The 20,762-nt window shown below is 71.8% G+C and carries 15 protein-coding genes and 1 pseudogene; 3 read left to right on the plus strand and 13 right to left on the minus strand.

Translation table 11 applies throughout. The features are described 5' to 3' along the window. Positions 1-294, plus strand: a 294-nt coding sequence (locus tag VF330_RS16095; RefSeq protein ID WP_330852404.1) for a tetratricopeptide repeat protein, incomplete at its 5' end; no start/stop codon positions are given. Between the two features lie 522 nt (positions 295-816). On the opposite strand, the gene menC is transcribed toward VF330_RS16095, so the two are convergent. The 11 genes and pseudogenes from menC to VF330_RS16150 all read right to left on the minus strand — a co-directional run bounded on the left by menC (position 817) and on the right by VF330_RS16150 (position 15,428). Beyond that, entirely contained in the window at positions 817-1,917 is a 1,101-nt protein-coding gene (gene menC, locus VF330_RS16100; RefSeq protein WP_330852405.1) for an o-succinylbenzoate synthase, read from the minus strand. Next, positions 1,914-2,723, minus strand: coding sequence for a GNAT family N-acetyltransferase (locus VF330_RS16105; protein ID WP_330852406.1), 810 nt, complete (start codon positions 2,721-2,723; stop codon positions 1,914-1,916). Before VF330_RS16105 ends, menC begins: the two co-directional genes overlap by 4 nt. Then, positions 2,720-3,787, minus strand: a complete 1,068-nt coding sequence (locus VF330_RS16110) for a M20 family metallopeptidase (protein ID WP_330852407.1) — start codon at positions 3,785-3,787, stop codon at positions 2,720-2,722. Before VF330_RS16110 ends, VF330_RS16105 begins: the two co-directional genes overlap by 4 nt. Continuing rightward, positions 3,787-7,017 carry a serine hydrolase gene (locus VF330_RS16115; protein ID WP_330852408.1) on the minus strand — a complete coding sequence of 1,077 codons (3,231 nt, stop codon included), beginning with the start codon at positions 7,015-7,017 and terminating at the stop codon, positions 3,787-3,789. The genes VF330_RS16110 and VF330_RS16115 overlap by 1 nt, the downstream gene beginning before the upstream one ends. A gap of 17 nt (positions 7,018-7,034) precedes the next feature. After that, positions 7,035-8,066 carry a dipeptidase gene (locus VF330_RS16120; protein WP_330852409.1) on the minus strand — a complete coding sequence of 344 codons (1,032 nt, stop codon included), beginning with the start codon at positions 8,064-8,066 and terminating at the stop codon, positions 7,035-7,037. An 8-nt stretch (positions 8,067-8,074) separates the two neighbouring features. Further along, positions 8,075-8,788: pseudogene (locus VF330_RS16125) on the minus strand (ABC transporter ATP-binding protein); the annotation flags it as partial. After that, positions 8,785-10,626 (minus strand): dipeptide/oligopeptide/nickel ABC transporter permease/ATP-binding protein, encoded by a 1,842-nt coding sequence (locus tag VF330_RS16130; protein WP_330852410.1) that lies wholly within the window; start codon positions 10,624-10,626, stop codon positions 8,785-8,787. The gene VF330_RS16130 and the pseudogene VF330_RS16125, both read right to left, overlap by 4 nt. After that, on the minus strand, positions 10,626-11,603 hold the full coding sequence (locus tag VF330_RS16135) for an ABC transporter permease (RefSeq protein WP_330852411.1): 978 nt from the start codon (positions 11,601-11,603) through the stop codon (positions 10,626-10,628). The genes VF330_RS16130 and VF330_RS16135 overlap by 1 nt, the downstream gene beginning before the upstream one ends. Next, a complete protein-coding gene (locus tag VF330_RS16140; RefSeq protein WP_330852412.1) occupies positions 11,600-13,180 on the minus strand; it encodes an ABC transporter substrate-binding protein in 1,581 nt (526 codons plus the stop codon). The genes VF330_RS16135 and VF330_RS16140 overlap by 4 nt, the downstream gene beginning before the upstream one ends. Then, positions 13,177-14,055: a serine hydrolase gene (locus VF330_RS16145; protein WP_414675382.1), complete on the minus strand. Its 879-nt coding sequence runs from the start codon at positions 14,053-14,055 to the stop codon at positions 13,177-13,179. Before VF330_RS16145 ends, VF330_RS16140 begins: the two co-directional genes overlap by 4 nt. Beyond that, positions 14,052-15,428: a serine hydrolase domain-containing protein gene (locus VF330_RS16150; protein ID WP_330852413.1), complete on the minus strand. Its 1,377-nt coding sequence runs from the start codon at positions 15,426-15,428 to the stop codon at positions 14,052-14,054. Before VF330_RS16150 ends, VF330_RS16145 begins: the two co-directional genes overlap by 4 nt. Positions 15,429-15,664: 236 nt before the next feature. Here VF330_RS16150 and VF330_RS16155 point away from each other — a divergent pair, with 236 nt between their 5' ends. Further along, positions 15,665-16,396, plus strand: a complete 732-nt coding sequence (locus VF330_RS16155; RefSeq protein ID WP_330852414.1) for an ABC transporter ATP-binding protein — start codon at positions 15,665-15,667, stop codon at positions 16,394-16,396. A gap of 109 nt (positions 16,397-16,505) precedes the next feature. Beyond that, entirely contained in the window at positions 16,506-19,004 is a 2,499-nt protein-coding gene (locus VF330_RS16160) for an FtsX-like permease family protein (RefSeq protein WP_330852415.1), read from the plus strand. Positions 19,005-19,044: 40 nt separating this feature from the next. Here VF330_RS16160 and VF330_RS16165 read toward each other — a convergent pair whose 3' ends face one another. Together VF330_RS16165 and VF330_RS16170 are read right to left on the minus strand one after the other, a co-directional pair. After that, a complete protein-coding gene (locus VF330_RS16165) occupies positions 19,045-19,572 on the minus strand; it encodes a maleylpyruvate isomerase N-terminal domain-containing protein (RefSeq protein ID WP_330852416.1) in 528 nt (175 codons plus the stop codon). Positions 19,573-19,576: 4 nt separating this feature from the next. Beyond that, positions 19,577-20,383 (minus strand): hypothetical protein, encoded by an 807-nt coding sequence (locus VF330_RS16170; protein ID WP_330852417.1) that lies wholly within the window; start codon positions 20,381-20,383, stop codon positions 19,577-19,579. Between the last annotated feature and the right edge of the window lie 379 nt (positions 20,384-20,762).

Here is a 20,762-nt window from a genome sequence, read left to right on the forward strand (position 1 = left end):
CGGTACGAATTGGCCCGGTGGAGTGGCGAAGCCGGGGACGCGGCCGAGGCCGTGGCAGCGTGCGAGGACGTGCTGACCGACCAGTCGAGGGTGCTGGGACCCGATCACCCAAGCACCCTGGCCACTCGTGCCGGTCTGGCCAGTTTGCTGGGAAAGGCTCGCGGGCCTGCGCACGCCGTGGCCGAGTACGACGCGGTGCTGGCCGATCAACTTCGTGTGCTCGGGCCCGACCATCCCAGTACGGCGACGGTTCACCGGGAGCTCGTGCGCTGGCGCGATAGGTTGTCGCGTTGAGCGCCCAGACAGGAGAAAGACGTAGAACAGGCTATGGCCGTGGATCGCTTACTCCGCGCCGGCCCTTCCTCCTCGGCCGTGTCTTGTGCATCGACGGGCATCCTGTCGGATGCGAACAACTTGCTGCGACCCTTCTTGCGGCCTTTCATGTCATGTCTGTCGGCACCCATGTGGTTGGCCTCGCGGTCACCGCCTACTCCGACTATCCCGTCCTCTCGGCCCTGACCTAACTGAACCGCCGGTCTTGGCAACGTACTCGCGATCGACGTCAACGGGTCCGCGAACATGGTCCTTGGTGTGCTGTTCGCCACCGAGACGACTCCGCGCGGGTTGGTCGGCCTCGTCATGCACGCCTGGCGAGCGACAGCCACACCATGGCGCTGCCGGTCTTCGCTCTGTGGAACCACGCCGCGCGCTACGAGCGCGAGGAAGTGTCGAGCGCGGCAATACGTCCGTCAACGAACTTGAATGGAGTAGTGCTGACCGCAGGAGTTATGTTTCCACGTGTCAGAGCGGCTTTGACTACAAGGCGATCCACTCCGTCTTCACCGTCACGGCGTCGAGGGCGTCCGGCAGCGGTGTCACGCCCAGGCCGGGACCGGTCGGCACGGCCAGGTGGCCGTCGTCCAGCACGAACGGCTCGGTCACGTCCATCGCGTAGTAGCGGTCGGACGCCGAGGTGTCGCCCGGCAACGTGCAGCCCGGCAGCGCCGCCAGCGCCACGTTCGCCGCCCGGCCGATGCCCGTCTCGAGCATCCCGCCGCACCACACCGCGATGCCGTGCGCCGCGCACACGTCGTGGATGCGCCGCGCCTCCAGGTAGCCGCCGACGCGGCCCGGCTTGATGTTCACGATCTGGCAGGCGCCGAGCGTGATCGCGTCCGCGGCCGACTTGGCCGAGGTGATCGACTCGTCCAGGCAGATCGGCGTGCGCACGACCTTCGCCAGCTCGGCGTGGGCGAGGATCTCCTCCTCGTCCAGCGGCTGCTCGATCAGCAGCAGGTCGAACGGGTCGAGCCGGGCCAGGTGCCGGGCGTCGCCGAGGGTGTAGGCGGTGTTGGCGTCGACCTGCAGCAGCACGTCGTCGCCGAACTGCTCGCGCACCGCGCGCACCGGCTCGACGTCCCAGCCGGGCTCGATCTTGAGCTTGATCCGGACGTAGCCCTCGGCGAGGTAGCCGCCGACGGCGTCGAGCAGCTCCGGGATCGAGTTCATGATCCCGACCGACACCCCGCACGGCACGCGGTCGCGCGTCGCGCCGAGCTCGCGGCCGAACGACACGCCGCGGGTGCGCAGCTCGGCGTCCAGCACCGCCATCTCCAGCGCGCCCTTGGCCATCCGGTGCCCGCGGAACCTGCTCAGCCGCGGCGCGACGGACACGCCGTCGACGTCCCCGGACAGCGCCGGCACGAGGAACCGCCGCAGCACGTCCGCGCAGCCCTCCAGGTACTCCGACGAGTACACCGGGTCGGCCATCGCGACGCACTCGCCCCAGCCCTCCGCCGAGTCCGCCACGGCGCGGAGCAGCAGCAGCTGGCGCGTGGTCTGCGTGCCGAACGACGTGCGGAACGGGGACTTCAGCGGCATCTCGATCCAGCGGATCTCCACCCCGTCGAGCTTCACGGCTGTTCCTCCCTCTCCACGACGTACCAGCCGGACCTGTCGAACCCGGTGACGCGGGCGCCCGCGGCGAGCAGCTCGCCCAGGACGTCGCGCACGGCGTAGCGCCATTCGGTGGCCGCGGCCGGGTTCGTGGCCCGCAGCGCCTCGATGTCCGGCGGCACCGCGACGAGCACCGTGCCCGCCGACCCGGTGCCCCGCAGCGGCAGGCCGTCCTCGGAGATCCCGAGGCCGATCACGCCCGTGGCGGTGGTGGCGCGCGGGTGGCCCTCGCACGCCTCGGCGACCTCCGGCGAGGAGATCCGCCACCGGATCAGCAGCCGGTCGGTCTCGCCGCCGCCGTTGATGTCGTCGTCCATGTGCCCGTAGAAGTCCGGCAGGTACTCGGTCGCGTCCGCGGCGAGCTTGCCCAGGTTGAAGTAGGCGTTGCGGCGCACCAGCGGGTCGAACGTCCAGGTGATCTCGGTGAGCCCGCGTTCCAGGGCCCACGCCCGCTGGTCGAGCTTCATCGCGTAGCCGACGTTGCGGCCGCGCATCCCGGCCGCCACGCCCGCGATGTGGCTGTGCAATGCCCCCGCGGCCGGCGGCGAGCAGAAGCCGATGCACGCGCCGACCAGCTCGTCGCCGTCGAACGCGCCGCCGACGTAGCTGCCGGCCTTGGCCATCGCCCGCAGCAGCTCCGCGTTGACCGGCGGAGTGCCGCCGTCGCCGGTCGGCCGCCAGATCGACTCGTACAACCGTTGCGTCGCCAGCAGTTCCGCGTACTCGGTGAGCTGGCGCACCACCACGTTCTGCGCCACCAACGTCATGTCAGCTCCTTCACGAGCGCCGCGAGAAGCGCGGTGCGCGGTGCCAGCTCCGACACCAGCACGTGCTCGTTCTCGGCGTGCGCCCCACCGCCCACCGCGCCGAGTCCGTCGAGCGTCGCGACGCCCACCCCCGCGGTGAAGTTGCCGTCCGACGCGCCGCCGACCGCGGCCTGCGCGAGCTCGAAGTCCGCCAGCCGCGAGGCCAGGCCGAACAGCCCGGAGGACGCCGAGAGCTCCATCGGAGCGCGGTTCGGGCCACCGGTCACCTCGATCTTCGAGGAGTCCAGCACCGGTTCCAGCGCCCGCATCGCCCGGTCCACGCGCAGCTGCTCCGCGAGGTTGCGCACGCGCACGTCCACCATGAACTTCCCCTGTGCGGGAACGGTGTTCGTCGTCGTACCGGCGGACAGCACCGTCGGGACCACGGTCGTGCCGGCGGTGGCGTCCGCCAGCGCCGCCACGGCGAGGATCTGGTGCGCGGCCTCGACGGTCGCGTTCACGCCGCGTTCGGGTTCGAGACCGGCGTGCGACGCCCGGCCGTGCAGCGTCACCTCGTACATGGACGTGCCCTTGCGCTCGGTCTTGAGCGCGCCGCCGTCCGCGGACCCCTCGGTGACGAACACGGCCGAGTGCTGCACGGCCTCCTCCTCGATCAGCCCGCGCGACGACGGCGAGCCGATCTCCTCGTCCCCGGTGACCAGCACCGTGACGCCGTCGGGAGACCCCAGCGACGCGACGGCGTGGAAGATCATCGCGACGCCGGTCTTCATGTCGAAGCAGCCCGGCCCGCGCAGCACGCCGTCGCGCACCTCGAACGGGATCCGCTCCAGCGTCCCGATCGGCCACACCGTGTCGTGGTGGCCGAGCAGCAGCACCTTGCGCGGACCGGTTCCCAGCCGCCAGCGCAGGTGCGTGCGGCCGTCCAGCACGATCCGCTCCGGCGCCGCCCCGAGCAGGGCGGAGCCCACCTCGGCGGTGACCTCCGCGCTGCGGGCGACCGCCGCGAGGTCGGTCGACGGCGACTCGCAGGTCACGAGCCGCTCGATGTCAGCCAGCAGAGTCATCAGGACACCTTCGGCGTGGCGCGGACACCCATGTGCACGTACTCCTCACCCGTGGGCAGCGAGTAGAACACGACGGAGGTCCAGCTCGCGTTCTCCGACTCGCGGCACACGAACGTGGAGTCGTCGACCGGGACCAGGTCGACGTCCGGCGGGTCGGGGACGATGCCCTTCAGCGGACCGGTGATCGCCGCCTTGAGCCGCAGCCCGTGCTCGCCCTCGTAGACCTCCATGAGCGTGGACTCCCGCTCGTACCGGCCCACGTACCGCTTCGGGTCGATCTCCGGCAGCTCGGCCGGCGGCTCCATCGGCCGCGGCATGGCCACGCCGGCCAGCTCGGCGAAGATCTCGCGGTAGAGCTCCAGGTAGATCTCGCGCGCGTGGTCGCCGTTGGTCAGCAGCGTGACCGCGAGCTGCTGCTCCGGCAGCAGGCGCAGGAACGCGGACTGCCCGATCGTGTTGCCGTCGTGGCCGATCAGCCGGTGCCCGTCCCAGCCGAACCGGATCCAGCCGACGCCCCACGAGTCGCCGAGCACGTTCGGGTCCGGCAGGTCGGTCTGCTTCTCGGTCATCGTCGCCGCGGACTGCTCGGACAGCACCCGCGTGCCGTCCTGCGCCACACCGCCCTCGAGGTGCATGCGGGCGAACTTCAGCACGTCCTCGGTGGTCGAGAAGATCGTGCCGGCGGGGCCGAGCGAGCGCGGCAGCTGCCACACCGGCGCCGGCACCTGCTCGCCGTCTTGGTCCATGTGCCCGACGGCGGCGAGGTGCAGCAGGGCCTCCTCCGGCAGGGTGCCGGTGTGCTCGAGGCCGAGCGGCGCGAACAGCTTCTCCTTGAGCGCCGCGTCCCACGTCCCGCCGGTGAGCTTCTCGATCACCCGGCCCGCGAGCACGAAACCGGCGTTGCTGTAGGAGAACGTGGCGCCGAGCGGGTGGTTCTGCGGCGCGTCGGCGAGCAGCTCGACGTAGCGCTCCAGGCAGTCGTCGCCGCGGCCGGTGTCGGTGAACAGGTCGCCGTCGATGCCGCTGGTGTGGGTGAGCAGGTGGCGCATGGTCACCTTCTGCCCGACGACCGGGTCCTTCAGCTTGAGCTCCGGCAGCACGTCCACGATCGGCGTGTCGAGGTCGAGCTTGCCCTCGTCGACGAGCTGCATGACGACCGTCGACGTCCAGACCTTGCCGATCGAGCCGATCTGGAAGATCGAGTCGTCGGTGACCTCGACGCCGGTCCTGGTGTTCAGGACGCCGTGGTGGGCTTGGACGACCTCGCCCTTGTAGAGGATGCCGAGCGCCGCGCCGGGCACGCCGTGCTTCGTCGCGAGCGCGGAGAGCCTGCGCTGCCAGTGCTTCGCGTCGAGCGGCCGGCGGTGCTCGGCGTGCTCGCGCACCCAGTCGACGACGCGGTGGTTGAAGTCCGCGCGGTGCGACGGCTTGCCGTTGAGGATGAACAGGTGCGACTCGTCCGGGTACAGCACGAGCTGGGCGGGCACCGAGTTCTGGCGCAGCGCGGAGAACCACTGCTCGGCCTGGCCGACCGGGCACCGGTCGTCGGCGGCGCCCTGGTAGACCAGCGTCGGCGTGCCGACCTGGTCGACGAGCGTGAACGGGGACAGCTCCGCGAGGTGCTCGCCCCGGCCGCCCAGCTCCAGCCTGGTGATGTAGTGCCCGCCGTCGGAGGTGCCGTCCATGCTGGTCAGGTCGGCGACCACGCCACCGGCGACGGCGGCGGCGAACCGCCCGTCCCGGCTGGTCAGGTAGCAGGTCATGAAGCCGCCGTAGCTGTAGCCGGTGACGGCGAGCTTGTCGGGGTCCGCGAGCCCCTCGTCGACGAGCTGGTCGAGCGGCTCCAGGAAGTCCTTGGCGTCGGCCTTGCCCCACGCGCCGAGCGCCGCCTTGTAGAAGTCCTCGCCGTAGCCGTCGCTGCCGCGCGGGTTGAGCGTCAGCACCGCCCAGCCCTGCTGCGCCAGCACCTGGTGGTAGAGGTGGACCGGGTCGGCGGTGCCGTTCCACGCGTTGTGCGGGCCGCCGTGGATGTCGAGCAGCAACGGCAGCGGGCCGGTGCGCTCGGGGTCGCGCAGCAGCCAGCCGTGCACGACGGTGCCGTCGGAGATGGTGAACTCGCGCTCCTCGCGCGCCACCACGTCGTCGGAGCCGTGTCCGGTGTGGACGGTCACCTCGCCGCTCGCCAGGTCGACCGTGGCGACCTCGCCGTAGGACGTGGCCGTGCCCAGCACGACGGCGGCGACCCCGCCCGCGATGGACAGTCCGGACACCGCGCGGGAGTCGCCGCCCAGGACCAGGCGCGGCTCGCCGCCGGCGGGGTCCACGGCGTAGAGCTGGGTGAAGCCGCGGTCGCGGGCGCAGAACAGCACCGAGCCACCGTCGAGCGCCGGGGCGCCGCCGGGGTAGCCCGGCGCACCGGGCATCACGTTGCGGTCGAGCGCGCCGGTCAGCGAGCGCACCTCGCCGTCGAGCGACAGGTGCAGCAGGTCGACGTGCCCGGCGTCGGCCGTGGTCCGCCCGGTGACGAGCAGGCCCTCCTCGGTCCACTCGACGGTCGCGGCCTGCCCCTCGGCGAGCCCGACGACCCTCGGTTCCGCGTGGCCCTCGACGTCGACGACGTGCACCGCCGCGCGGAACGTCAGGTCGGCGTCGTCGTCGAGCGACGCGGTGAAGGCGAGCTTCGACCCGTCCGGCGACCACGCGGGGGAGCCCGCGAAGTAGTCGCCCGCGGTCACCTGGCGCACCTCGCGGGACTCCAGGTCGAGCACGTGCAGGTGGGACCGGATGCTGCGCAGGTAGCCGGCGCCGTCGGCCTTGTAGGCGAGCCGCTCGGTGACGATCGGCGCCTGGGCGTCCGCGATGTCGACGGGCGCGGAGAACGCGAGCCGGGTGCCGTCCGCGTTCCACACGGGCGCGCCCGCGCCGAGCGGCAGGTCCGTCAGCTGCTCGGGCTCGCCACCGTCGGCGGGCAGCAGCCAGAGCTGCGCCGGTCCGTCCTGGGCGCGCAGGAACGCGATGATGCCGCCCTTCGGCGACCACGCGGGCGCCACGTCGGCCTTGCCCCTGGTGAGCTGCCGGGCCTTGCCGCCGGACAGCCGCCACAGCGCGCGTTCGTCGCGGTCGGCCTCGCGGTCGGTGGTCCGCAGCACGTACACGACGTCCGTGCCGTCGGGGGAGATCGCGGGCTGCTCGGGCAGCGCGAAGCCGTACAGGTCCTCGATGGTGGTCATGGTGGTGGTCCCCCTCGTCAACGGGTGGCGCCGAGCTCGGCGCGGAAGAGATCGAGCACGTTGCGGCCCAGCACCAGGGCGATGTCGTCGTCGGCCCAGCCGCGCTTCTGCAGCGCCTCGGTGACGAGCGGCAGGCCCGCCGGCCCCTCCAGGCCCGGCAGGAACTGATCGATCGGCACCCCCTCGATGGCCTGCGTCTCGCAGCACGGCGGTGTGGTGTCGGCGAGGACCTCCTTGACGAAGTCCGGGCCGAGGCCGACGTGCAGGATGCCCATGACGCCCGCGACGTGCTCGATGTGGTCGATGAGCCGGTCGATGGTGAAGTCGGACTCGTGCAGGAACGGCGCGAAGAAGTTCACGCACACCACGCCGCCGTTGGCCGCGATGCCCCTGAGCTGGTCGTCGGTGAGGTTGCGGTGGTGGTCGCGCAACGCCCGTGCCGACGAGTGGGTCGCCATGACGGGACGGGTCGCGAGCTCCAGCACGTGGTCCACGCCCGCCGCGCCGAGGTGGCTGACGTCGAAGATCATGCCGAGCCGCTCCATCTCGCGCAGCGCCTCGACCCCCGCCCTGGTGAGCCTGCTGCCGGTGGCGTCCTCACCGCTGCCGTCGGCCAGCGCGGTGCGGCCGAAGTGCGCGAGCGACGCGATCCGCACGCCCAGCCGGCTGAGCGTCTCGAGCAGTTCGACGTCCTCGCCGACGCCGGGCGCGCTTTCTAGGGCGAGCACGAGCGCGATGCGGTTGTCCGCCAGCGCCGCGTCGATCTCGGCGCCGTCGCGGCAGAGCGCGACCGCGCCGGGGCAGGCCTCGGCGATGCGGTGGGCCGCCTCGATCTCCCGGAGCGTCTGCCGCAGCGCGCCCTCGGGGCGGAACACGTCGTCCACGAACACCGGCAGCACCTGGACGTTGACCCCGCCGGCCTCCAGCTGCGGCAGCCAGCGGTCGCGGAAGTGCGGCACCCACTGCTCGACGGGCCGGTGCGCGATGGCGGTGAGCAGGTCGTTGTGGGTGTCGGCGACGACGCTGCGCCCGTGCAGATCGCCGGTCATGAGGCCTCCAGCCTGGTGTGCCGCTTCGGCGCGGCCGCGAGCAGCTCGCGCGTGTACTCGTGGCCCGGCTCGGTGAGCACCTGCTCCGCCGGTCCCTCCTCGACGATCCGGCCGTCCTTCATGACGGCGATCCGGTCGCTCACGTACCGCACGACGGCCAGGTTGTGCGAGATGAACAGCATCGACAACCCGAGCTGCCGCTGCAGGTCGCGCACGAGGTTCAGCACGGCTCCCTGCACGGACACGTCGAGCGCGGACGTGATCTCGTCGGCGACGACGACCTCCGGCTGCCCGGCCAGCGCCCTCGCGAGCGCGACCCGCTGCCGTTGCCCGCCGGACAGCCGCGCGGGCAACGACGTGGCGCGGCCGGGATCGAGGTTCACCAGTTCGAGGAGCCGCGCGACCTCGGCCTTCTTGTGCACGCCCTTCGGCATGGCCTCGGCGATGGAGCCGCCGATGCTCATCCGCGGGTCGAGCGAGGAGTACGGGTCCTGGAACACCATCTGGACCTTGCGCCGGTGCCGGGTCTCGCCGTCGACCAGCACCTGCCCGCTGGTGACGGGGACCAGTCCCACCGCGGTGGCCGCGAGGGTGGACTTGCCGGAGCCGGACTCGCCGACCAGGCCCACGACCTGGCCCGACGGGACGACCAGCGAGACGTCGTCGACGGCCAGGTGGTGGCCGTAGCGGACGCTGACGCGGTCGAAGCGGAGCTCGCTCATCGCGCACCTCCGGCAGCCGCCAGGGTCAGTTCCTTCTCGGACTTCCAGCACGCCACCCGGTGGCCGTCCGACATCTCCGTCAGCTCAGGCTCCTCTTCTCGGCACCGGTCCTCGGCCAGCGGGCAGCGCGGCGCGAACGGGCAGCCCCGCGCGATCTCGCCCGGCTCCGGTGGCCGGCCCGGGATGACCGCCAGCGGCGCCTCCCGGTCGGTGTCCAGGTCGGGCACCGCGGCCAGCAGCGCCGTCGTGTACGGGTGGCGGGCGGCGGTGAACAGCTCGTCGGTCGGCAGCTCCTCGACGATCCGGCCCGCGTACATCACCAGCACGCGGTCGCAGGTCTGCGCGACCACAGTGATGTCGTGGCTGATCAGCAGCACCGCCGCGGTGCGTTCGGCCCTGATCCGCGCCAGCAGCTTGAGCACCTCGCGCTGCACGGTGACGTCGAGCGCCGTGGTGGGCTCGTCGGCGATCACCAGCTGCGGCTCGCCCATGAGGCCCATCGCGATCATCGCGCGCTGCCGCATACCGCCGGAGAACTCGTGCGGGTACTGCTTCACGCGTCGCTCCGGCTCGGGAATCCGCACGGCGCGCAACCGATCGACCGCCTTCCTCACCGCTTCCTTGCGCGAGAGCCCTTGGTGCACCTCGGACACCTCGGCGAGCTGGCTGCCGATGCGGCGCGTCGGGTTGAACGACGTCATCGGGTCCTGGAACACCATCGCGAGCTTCGTGCCGAGGTCGCGGTCCGAGGTCGTGCGCAGCGGCTTGCCGTCGAAGTCGAGCCGGTCGGCGGTCACGGTGCCGGGGTGTTCGACCAGACGCGACACGGCCAGTGCCGTGAGGCTCTTGCCGGAGCCCGACTCGCCGACCACGCCGATCATCTCTCCGTTGTGGACGGTGAACGACACCCCGCGCACCGGCGTGATGCCGCCGGGGAACGACACGTGCAGGTTCCGAACGGTCAGCAGGCCCTCGTCCGGCTCCTCCACAGTGGAATCGTGCCGTGCGACCGCGCGGCCCCGCACCTGCTGCCTGCCGCCGGCGGCGGACGCGGCCGCCTCGCCGAACAGGTTGAACGCGAGCCCGGCGAGCACGACGGCGATTGCCGGGCCCAGCGCGGGGGCGGGGGAGATGTAGATGCGCTGCAGGCCCTCGCCGAGCAGCCGTCCCCAGTCGTAGGACGGCGCCTGGACGCCGATGCCGAGGAACGACAGGCCGGCGAACGCGGTCAGCGCGGACCCCGCCGCCAGGGTCGCGTTGATGACGAGCGGTTCGGCGATGTTGGGCAGGATGTGCCGCACCAGCAACCGGAACCGGCCCACCCCGCACACCCGCGCGGCCTTGATGAAGTCACGTCCGCTCACCGCCGCCGTGAGCGTCTGGGTGAGCCGGGCGAACGACGGCGCGATCGCGAACGCGATGGCGAGCACCGCGCCGATCGTGCCGGTGCCGAAGATGACGGCGAAGAACAACGCCAGCAGCAGACCGGGGAACGCCACGGCGATGTTCACGGCCGAGGTGACGACGCGGGCCGCCCACCGGGGCAGCACCGACGGCACGGACCCCAGCACCAGACCGGTCGTCACGCCGATCAGCGTGGCCAGCAGCGCGAGCCCGATCGTCAGCCGGGTGGCGACGAGGACGCGGTGGAAGATGTCGCGGCCGAGCTGATCGGTGCCGAGCAGGTGGTCCGCGGACGGGCCCTGCTGCAACGAGTCGGTGTCGATGGCGGCGGCCCGGTCGCCCCACAGCAGCGGGGCGAACACGGCCAGCAGCACCAGCACCGCGAGGAGCACGGCCGACGCCAGGCCGACGGGGGAGCGGAGTGCGGCGCGCATCAGGCCTCCCTGATCGTCGAACGCGGGTCGAGCAACGCCAGCACGACGTCCACGACGAGGTTCACCAGCAGCACGCCGGCGCCGTAGACGAGCACGATTCCCTGCACGGTGGGGTAGTCCTTCTGCTGGATCGAGCCGACGATCGTCGACCCCAGTCCCGGCCACGCGAACACGTTCTCCACCAGCACGGTCCCGGCGACCAGCGACGCCAGCAGCATGCCGCCGAGCGTGAGGGTCGCGGTGACGGCGTTGGGCAGCGCGTGCCGCAGGTAGACCAGCCGCGCCGGCAACCGCTTCGCCCGCGCGGTCCGCACGAAGTCGTTGCCCAGCACGGAGAGCAGCTCCACCCGCACGATCCGCGCGAGCACGGCGGCCGGTCCGATCGCCAGCGCCAGCACCGGGAGCACCCACGACCCTGGCGCGTCGTTGCCCGCCACCGGGAACAGGTTCAGCGTCACCGCGAGCAGGCTCACGAGCCCGACGGCGAGCAGGAACTCCGGGATCGCCGCGAGCACGACGCTCGACGACGTGAACGCGAGCTCGCCACCGCGGCGTCGGCCGCCCTTGGTCAGGACCGCCATCACGACACCGACCGGCACCGCCACGACGATCACGAACAGGAACGCGAGCACCGCGAGCTGCACGGTCGCGGGCAGCCGGTCGCCGATCAGGTCGGACACCGGGGTGTTCGTCGTCAGCGAGGTGCCGAGGTCACCGCGGAAGAGGCCGGTGAGGTAGCGCCAGTACTGCACGAGCAGCGGGTCGTCGAGCCCCAGCGCCGCGCGCCGGGAGGCGACGACGTCCGGGGGCGCGGCGAGACCGAGCGACTCGCGGACCGGGTCGCCGGGGATCAGGTGGATCATCAGGAACGCCGCGGTCACCAGCACCCACAGCGAGACCAGGAACCGCACGGCCCTGCGCCGGGCGAAGGGCAGCCAGGTGCTGACGCCCTCCGCCCGCCGGCGCACCTCGATCATGACGCGAGCATCCGGATCGACGCCGGGTCCGGGCTGTCGCTGATCGTGAACTTCGCGCCCTTCACGAACACCGGCAGCACCGAGTCGTAGTAGGGGATGAAGCTGGAGTCCTTCACCAGCGCGGCCTCGGCCTTGTTCCAGTTCTCGCACCCGTCCTTGCCCGCCTTGGTGGCGGCCTCCTTCGACTGCGCGTCGAACTCGGCGTTGGAGATGTGGGCGAAGTTCACGCCGTCGGGCGGCAGCGCGCCGGACGCGAACGGCGTGAGCTGGCTCGGCAGCGAGAGCGTGAGCGGCACCATCGACGCGTCCCACGCGCCGGTGTCGAACAGCGCCTGGTTGATGCCGGCCGAGTCGACGGGCGCGATCTCCACCTTCACGCCGATGCCCTGCCACGTCTGCTGGATCAGCTCGGCGCTCGAGGTGAGCGTCGGCCCGGCGACGGTCGGCTGGAGCAGCTTGACGGTCAACGGCTTGCCGTCCTTGACCCGCGTGCCGTCCGCACCCGCCTTCCAGCCCGCCGCGTCGAGCGCCGACGTGGCCGCCGCCTTGTCGAACTTGGCCAGGTTCGGGCCGACGTTGTCGCCGGTGCACGGCCGCGGCTGGACCGTCACGAGGCTCTGCGACGGCTTGCCCTTGCCGTTGGTGAGCACCTTGCCGACCTGGTTGAGGTCGAGGCCCTGGACGAGCGCCTTGCGCACCGCCGGGTCCTTGCCGGGGTGCCCGTCGGCCTGGTTGAACGTCAGCGTGCCCAGCGGCGTCGCGCCGTCGACGTGGTCGACCTTCTGCGCCAGCAGGCGTTCCTGGTCGGGCCCGACGATCTGGGCGGCGGTGAGCTGGCCCTGCAGCAGCAGGTTGACCGCGGTCGTCTCGTTCGGGATCACCCGGATCACGACCTTGTCCGGCAGGCCCGGCTGGTTCTGCTGCCAGTCACCTGGTCCCCACGCGAAGTCCTTGCGGCGCTCCATCGTGTAGCGGTCGTTCGGCACGATCTCGGTGATCTTGAACATGCCGGTGCCCTGCTCGCCCTTCGCGAGCAGCGAGCGGTCGGCCATGCCCTTGGCGCACACGATCGGCAGCGTGCCGATGTTCGTCAGCAGGAACGCGTCCGGCGCGCCGCTGGTGACGGTGACCGTGCGGGCCGCGTCGTCCGCCGTGGCGGTGGTGCCCGCCGGGACCTGCAGGCCCGTCAGCGCCGCCTTGTTCGCGGGGTCGCCGACGAACGAGATGTTCGCGGCGACGTCCTTGGCGGTCAGCGGGCTGCCGTCGGTGCACGTGATGCCCTGGCGCAGCGTGAAGGTCGCGGTGGTGGTCGTGGCCTCCCACTTCTCGGCGAGCCCGGCGATGATCTCGCCCTCGGGGGTCCGCTCGATCAGCGCCGCGTAGAGGAACCGGTCGAGCGCGCGGGCCGCGGACAGGACCGTGAGGGCGGGATCCAGGCTGCCCGGATCCGTGCCGATCGACATGGTGAACGTCTTGCCGTCGGCCAGTGCCTTCTCGCCGGACCCGGAGTTCCCCTGGGTCCCGCAGGCCGACGTGGTCAGGACAACGGCACCGAGGAGGGCTACCGCACGCTTCATGATGGGCTCCGGAGGTGGTCGACGGCGAGACGTCCGGCGCGGCCGATCACCGCGTCGACGGCGGGTTGCCGGAGGTCGAGAGACTGGGAACGCGTGAACACCGCCACGGCGTAGCGGCGTCCGTCGGGGTAGTCGACGACTCCGGCCTCGTTGCGCACGCTCGGCAACGTGCCGGTCTTGGCGGAGATCCGGACGTCGGACGGGAACCCCGATCCGAGCCGGTGCGGCCAGACCTGCTGCGCCATGATCGACCGGACCTTCCCGCACGCCTCCGGCGAGGCGGCGTGGTCGGTCCAGATGGCGTCCAGCAGGGTCGTGATCTCCCTCGGCGTCGAGGAAGTCGTGCGTTCGGGGTCCACAATGGACAGCTTGCCGACCACGTCCCAGGAAGGGTTCCCGAGCACCTGCTCGACGTCGTCCGTGCCGAGGTCCGCGGCCACCGAGGCGAACAGGTCCTCGCAGCAGCCCAGGACCCGCGTGCGGCCCAGGCCCAGGTTCGCGAGCACCGCGTCGACCGCGGCCTGGCCGACCCGGTGGAAGACGACGTCCGTCGCGGCGTTGTCGCTCATGGTCATCATGAACAGCGCGGCGTCGCGCCAGCTCATCTCGACGTCGTCGGCGCACCCGGCCGTGCCGATCCCGCCGACGCGGTACCGGGAGGTGACGAGCGTGCGCCCGGTCTCGTCGAGCCGGCCCGCCGCCACCTCCTCGGCGAACGCCACCGCGACGGGGATCTTGAACACCGAGGCCAGCACGACCGGGTCGTCGGCGCCGAGGCCCGCCTCGGGGCCGTTCTCGACGCCGACCTCGCGGGCGTGGACGAACCCCTCGACGCCCACGTCCGCGAAGGTCTTCTCCAGGAGTCCGGAGATCACGGGGCCACCCGGCGGTCCGCGCGGCCGGTGTGCAGGTAGAGCGCGTGCCCGTGGCCGTCGTCGCCGACGAACGCGTGCGGCATGTGGATGCCGTGCACCGGCTCGGCGGCGACGAGGGTGTCGTTGCGCCACGGCACGAGCTCGGTCCGTCCGGCGGACTCCGGGCTGACCTCGGCCATGATCCCCTTGGGCACGAGCTCCATCCAGATCCGGCCGTCCTCGTCCTGCGTGATCACGCGCTCGGCGACCGACGACACGTACACGCCGGTGAACCGCTCGCCGTCGACGCGTCCCGGTTCCGCGGCGGGCTCGGGCATCGCGGACAGCTCGATGCCGGTCAGCTCGCGCAGCACGTGCCGGAAGACCGCCTGGTAGAGGTCGAAGGTGTTGCCGCCGTTGGTGAGCAGCGCGATGGCCACACCCTGCTCGGGAACCAGGCGCAGGAAGGCGTTCTGGCCGATCGTGCCGCCGTCGTGGCCGATGACCGTGCCCTGCGGGTGGTGGAACATCTCCCAGCCCAGGCCCCACGCGTCGCCCATCAGCGCGAGGTCCGGCACCCGCACCTGGACCTCCTGCATGGCGCGGACGGACTCCGGTGACAGCACCTCGGCGCCGTCGTTCATGTGCATCCGCGCGAACTTGAGCAGCTCGCTCGCGCTCATCGCGAGCATGGAGCCGGCCGGCGCGTTCGAGCGCACGAGCGACCAGACCGGCGCGAGCTGCGGCCCGGTCTCCTCGTCGTGGGTGAGGTGCCCGACGGCGGCGCGGAACATGATCGCCTCGTCCGCGCTCGTGGCGGCGTGGGTGAGGCCGAGCTCGGCGAACAGGTGCTCGCGCAGGCAGCGGTCGTACTGCTTGTCGCGCAGCACCTCCACGATCCGGCCGAGCACGCAGTAGCCGGCGTTGTTGTAGCTGAACATCTCGCCGGGCGGGAACAGCTGCGGGGTGTCGTGCAGCGTGGCGACGTACTTCTCCACGCAGTCGTCACCGCGGCCGGTGTCGGTGAAGAGGTCGCCCTCGAAGCCCGCCGTGTGGTTGAGCAGCTGCCGGACCGTGATGGCCGCGGAGGCCTCCTCGTCGGCCACCCGGAAGTCCGGCAGGTAGGTGCGCACGGGCGCGTCGACGTCCAGCAGGCCCTCGTCGGCGAGCTGCATCACCAGCGTCGCCGTCCAGACCTTGGTGATCGAGCCGACCTGGAACACCGAGTCGGTGGTCGCCTCGACCCCGGTGTTCTTGTTGAGCACACCCGCGGCCGCCTCGACGACGTCGTCGCCCACCGACACGGCGGCGCTCGCGCCCACCACGCCGTGCTCGGCCACCAGTCGCGGCAGGTTCTCCTGCAGCCAGTCGCTGATCTCGTTGAGCTTGGACATCCGCGCGCCTCATCCACGTCGACGTGACTCCGGTCACGAGTAAACCTAGGTTCGCGGCTCGTGCCGACACCTCGTCGCAGCGGACGAATCTGACCTCCCGGATCTGTCCACGCCGACGAACTCCTCACTCGGGTGGAGCAGGCTCCACCTCCCTCCGGGCAGTCTGCGTGATCGTTCCCGGCCGCCCGCGAAATTACGTTCTTCCTCGGAAACCGGTGCGAGACAAGGAGAACGTGATGAGGGCAGACGCGCTGTCGCTGCAGGCGGTGCGGAAGGTGTACGGCTCGGGAGGGGGTGCCGTCACCGCACTGGACGAGGTCACCGTCGGCATCCGGCGGGGCACCTTCACCGCGGTGATGGGTCCGTCCGGCTCGGGCAAGAGCACGTTCCTGCACTGCGCGTCGGGTATGGACAGGCCGACGTCCGGCCGCGTCCTGCTCGGCGACACCGACCTCGGCGGCCTGAAGGAGGCCGCGCTCACCGTGGTGCGGCGCGACCGGATCGGGTTCGTCTTCCAGGCCTACAACCTGCTGCCGTCGCTGACCGTCGAGCAGAACATCACCCTGCCGCTGCGCCTCGCGGGCCGCCGGGCCGACGCCGGGTGGCTGCGCGAGGTCGTGACGCGGGTCGGGCTCGACGGCCGGCTGTCGCGGCACCCGTCCGAGCTGTCGGGCGGCCAGCAGCAGCGCGTGGCCATCGCCCGCGCCCTGGTGGCCCGGCCCGAGGTCGTGCTGGCCGACGAACCGACCGGTGCCCTCGACACGCGCACGGCGCAGCAGGTGCTGGCGCTGCTGCGGTCGATCGTGGACGAGATGGGCCAGACCGTGCTGATGGTGACGCACGACCCGGTCGCGGCCTCGGCGGCGCACAGCGTGCTGTTCCTGGCGGACGGGAGGCTGGCGGGGGAGCTGGTCTCGCCGACGCCGGAGAAGGTCGCCGAGCGCATGACGCACCTCGGGGAGTGGTGAGCGTGCTGCACCTCGCCGACCACCTCGCCCGCACCGGGCAGGTGCTGACCGTGGAACTGCTGGCCTGCGCGGCTCTCGTCGCGACGGCGTTGCTGAGGGGTGACCGGCCGTGCTGACCCTCGCCTGGCAGACCGTCAAGGCCCGCACCGGCGGGTTCGTCGGCGCCTTCGTCGCCGTCCTGTGCGGCACCGCCCTGGTCGCGGCCTGCGGGATCCTCATGGAGTCCGGGTTCCGCGGCGGCGTGCCGACCCAGCGCTACGCGGCCGCCGACGTGGTCGTCACCGGCGACCGGGCGGTGCAGCCGCCCGACGCCGACTCCCTCGAGTTCGAGTACGCCTCCGAACAGCCCACCGTCGCGGCGGGGCTGGCCGGCCGGATCGCCGCGGTGCCCGGCGTGAAGACCGCGGTCGCCGAGCAGACGTTCCCGGTCGTCGTGGTCGGGCCCGACGGGCAGCCGCTCGCCGGCAAGCCCTCCTACGGCCACAACTGGGAGTCGGCCGTGCTGGCGCCGTACCGGTTGAAGGACGGGAACGCGCCGAAGGACGGCGAGGTCGTCCTCGACTCCGCCCTCGCGGCGCGATCGGGGGCGAAGGCCGGCGACGAGATCCGGGTGATGACCCGGTCCGTGCCCGTCGCGTACCGGGTCGCCGGTGTCGCGGAGGCCGCGGGCGACCGCCAGGCCGCGCTGTTCTTCAGCTCCGCCACGGCCGACGCCCTCGCCGGGCGCCCGGACCGGGTCACCGCGGTCGGCGTGCTCGCCGAACCGGGGACGCGCGACCTCGCCGCCCGGCTGGAGGGCGTGCTGAAGAGCGACCACGTCACGGTGTCGGAGGGCGCGGACCGCAGCGCCGCCGAGTTCGAGGACGTCGGCCGCACCAAGTCGATCCTCGCCATCCTCGCCGGGTCGCTCGGCGGCTACGCGGTGCTCGTCGCGATCTTCGTCGTGGCCAGCACGCTCGCGCTGACCGTCGAGCAACGCCGCCGCGAGTTCGCGCTGCTGCGGGCCGTCGGCGCCACGCCCCGGCAGGTGCGCAGGCTCATCGGTGTCGAGACGACTGTGGTGTCGCTGGTCGCGGGCGTGCTCGGCAGCCTGCTCGGCATCGCCGTGAGCCTCGGGATGCGCAGCGCGTTCGCGGCGATCGGCGTGGTGCCGGACGACTTCGCGTTGTCGATCGGCCCGATCCCGCTGGCGGCGGCGCTGCTGATCGGGGTGGCCGCGGCACGGGTGGCGGCCTGGAGCGCGTCGCGGCGGCCGTCGTCGATCAAGCCCGTCGAGGCGCTGGGCGAGGCCGCCGTGCAGAAGCGCGACGTCGGCAGGGCGCGCCTGGTCATCGGCTGGGTGCTGCTGGCGCTCGGGCTCGGCGCGGCGACGGTGCCCCTGTACGTGCGGGGCCAGGGGGGCGCGGCGTCGTCGGTGATGGCGGCGCTCGTGCTGATCATCGGGCTCGGGCTCGTCGGCCCGTGGGTGATCGGCGGTGCCGTGCGGCTCGTCGCGCCCGTGCTGGGCCGCAACGGGGTGAGCGGCTACCTGGCCTCGGCGAACGTGCTGAAGAACTCGCGCCGGCTGGCCGCGGCCGTGACGCCGTTGATGCTCGCGATCGGGTTCTTCGTCGTGAACTTCTACAGCCAGCTGACCTTCAACGAAGCCGTGCGGCAGGAGACGACCCGGTCGATCACCGCCGACCACGTCGTCACCGGCGTGACGGGCGTGTCGCCGGAGGTCGTGGAGACGGTGCGGCGGCAGGGTGTCGCGGCGACCTCGCTGGTCCGCACCCAGGTGATCACCGCGACCAGGAGCAGCGACAGCGTCCAGGTGCAGAGCCGCCAGGCCAACGGACTCGACGCCACGGCCGGTCCGTCGGTCGACCTCGGTGTCGTCACCGGCGACCTCGCCGATCTCACCGCCGGCACGGTCGCGCTGGGCGCCGACCACGCCTCGTGGGAGAACAAGAAGGTCGGTGACACCGTCGAGTTCTGGTACGCCGACGGGCAACCGGCGAAGCTGCGCCTCGTCGCCACCTACCGGCACGACCTGGCGTTCGGCGACTACGTGCTCTCCGCCGCCGACGCACGCGCGCACACCACCGCCCGGATGGACAGCGCGGTGCTGGTGAAGTCGGGTGACGCCGCCGTGCTGCGGGACCTGGCCGCGCGGTACCCCGGTGTCCAGGTCGCGGAGCAGGTGGCCGCGCAGGACCGCGGTGACGAGCGGACCCAGTTCCTGCTCAACCTGGTCGCGGTCGGCGTGATCCTGGGCTACGTGGCGATCTCGGTGTCGAACACGCTGGTGATGTCCACCGCGGCACGGCGCCGCGAGTTCGCCCTGCTGCGGCTGGTCGGCACCGGACGCCGGCAGGTCGTCCGGATGATGCGGGCGGAGGCGGTGCTGACCGTCGGGCTCGCGGCGGTGCTCGGCACGGTCGTGGCCGCGGTGCCGCTGGTGCTGCTGGCGATCGGCATGACCGGCAGCCCGGTCCCGGTCGGACCGGTCGTGGTCTACCTGGGAGCGCTGGCCGCGGCGGCGCTGCTGGGCACGGTGTCGATCGCGATCTCGACGCGGTTGTCGTTGCGCGGCAAACCGATCGACACGATGGGCACACGGGAGTGAGCGAAGGGCGCGGCGCCCCTGGTGCCGCGCCCTTCCGCCGTCACAGCCCCAGGTGCACGCTCGCGTGCTGGTACACCTTGGACTGCGTCGGGTCCGCCTCCGGCATGTTCACCTTGTAGCACAACCCGGCCAGCGTCTGCGGCTCCTCACCGGAGTGCCGGAACGGCAGGTCCTTGTGCCACAGCCCCGGATCGACGGACGCCGTGGCGGTGATGAGGGCGTCGCGCACGGTCCGGAACCGGTCGCGCACCAGCTCCGGTGGCAGCAGCCGGCCCGCCGCCACCCCGCCCGCGTTCAACGCCCGGCCGCAGTCCCTCGTCTCCCAGCGGGAGTCGACGTACCAGTGCGCGCGACCGGCCTGCGCCTCGGTGAGCACGGCCAGCACGATCTCGTCCCACATCGACACGTGGACCACCAGGTCGGTGACGGTGATGGGCTCGGGGCGCAGCGGGTTGTGGTGGATCTCCGGGGGAGTGCCCCCGAGGTCCGCCTCGATCGCCGCGAGCAGGTGGTCGCGGTCGGTCGTCAACGCCTGGCAGGCGGTGTCCTGGTCCATGTAGTCGGGCAACGCTCTATCTCCCCGCTTGGGTCTCGGCCTCACGGCGCAGTTCGCCGTCGAAGTCCAGCTTGCCGCCGGGACGGGCGAAGGAGCGAGCCCTGCCCGCGCTCGTGCGGCGGATCACCGTGAGGCTGTTCTGCAGCATCTTGTGCGGTTCCAGCAGGTTCACGATCTCGAGCTCGCCCGGTTTCGCCCGCCCGACCTTGGCGATGTAGTCGAGGATGGCCTCCCCCTCGGGGTAGGTCATCAGGTAGTGCAGGACGAGCAGGCCGCCGTCCGGGTTGATCAGGTCCCAGAAGTTGTCGAAGAAGTACAGGCACTCCCACGCGTCCACCCAGGCGAGGTCGATGGGCGCGAGGTCCTCGGGGAGCAGGTCGCGGCACTCCCGCACGTTGGCGTTGATCACCTGCACGCGGTCGGCGAGACCGAGGGACTCCAGCACCTCCAGCACCTGCCCCGCCGACGAGTCGGGGATGGACAGGTCGTCGACGGCGACGAACTTCGGCTCGTACGGGTCCAGGTAGAAGCCCGGCGCGCGCAGTGCCGGTTCGGCGTAGACCCAGTCGGTGTCGAGCGCCCCGGCGGTGTCCAGGTGTCCGGCCGTCTTCGCCGCGAGCGCCGCCGACTCCGTGCGCACCTGGTCCGAGACGTGCGCGAGCGCCGCCGCGAGGTACGGGGTGGTGTAGCCCATCCCGACCTCCAGGACCCGCCGCGGGCGCGTCAGTTGCACGAGCGACGACAGCAGCGGCGCCACCACCTCGGTGCCCGCCGCCGGTACCAGCAGCCTCTTGACCGCAGCATCGAACGCCGCGTCGAACATCGTTGCCCCCTCAGGCCTCCCGGACGTGTCGCGGTTCCGCTGACCGGTTTCGGACAATGTCCGGATTACCGGCGGAAATGATCCTCCGCACGTCGTGATCAATCCACGCGGCCCCGGTCCGCGAACGCGATTGTCATGCCGCGCACTGTACACATCAGACGCGTCCGTGGGGGACTGAATGGGATGAGGGGACCTCTGGGTCCCAGTTCAACTGAACGGCGTATTGCAGCGCCTGATGGCGCAGTTATCGTTGTGCAACTGCCTCAGAGGTGCGCGCCTTTGAGTCTGGGGTCCGGGGGGATCCGCTTTGTTTTGTGTCTGTACCAGCAGCTTTGCGCTCAGGCGCAATACTCGATACGAGATCTGAATCGGCGTATTC

This window comes from Lentzea sp. (genome assembly GCF_036380075.1).
Taxonomy (GTDB): domain Bacteria; phylum Actinomycetota; class Actinomycetes; order Mycobacteriales; family Pseudonocardiaceae; genus Lentzea.

Coding starts and splice junctions, on each gene's coding strand:
- VF330_RS16105 (WP_330852406.1), bottom strand. CDS start 2,723: ATGACGTTGGTGGCGCAGAACGTGGTGGTGCGCCAGCTCACCGAGTAC.
- VF330_RS16110 (WP_330852407.1), bottom strand. CDS start 3,787: ATGACTCTGCTGGCTGACATCGAGCGGCTCGTGACCTGCGAGTCGCCG.
- VF330_RS16115 (WP_330852408.1), bottom strand. CDS start 7,017: ATGACCACCATCGAGGACCTGTACGGCTTCGCGCTGCCCGAGCAGCCC.
- VF330_RS16120 (WP_330852409.1), bottom strand. CDS start 8,066: ATGACCGGCGATCTGCACGGGCGCAGCGTCGTCGCCGACACCCACAAC.
- VF330_RS16130 (WP_330852410.1), bottom strand. CDS start 10,626: ATGCGCGCCGCACTCCGCTCCCCCGTCGGCCTGGCGTCGGCCGTGCTC.
- VF330_RS16135 (WP_330852411.1), bottom strand. CDS start 11,603: ATGATCGAGGTGCGCCGGCGGGCGGAGGGCGTCAGCACCTGGCTGCCC.
- VF330_RS16140 (WP_330852412.1), bottom strand. CDS start 13,180: ATGAAGCGTGCGGTAGCCCTCCTCGGTGCCGTTGTCCTGACCACGTCG.
- VF330_RS16150 (WP_330852413.1), bottom strand. CDS start 15,428: ATGTCCAAGCTCAACGAGATCAGCGACTGGCTGCAGGAGAACCTGCCG.
- VF330_RS16155 (WP_330852414.1), top strand. CDS start 15,665: ATGAGGGCAGACGCGCTGTCGCTGCAGGCGGTGCGGAAGGTGTACGGC.
- VF330_RS16170 (WP_330852417.1), bottom strand. CDS start 20,383: ATGTTCGACGCGGCGTTCGATGCTGCGGTCAAGAGGCTGCTGGTACCG.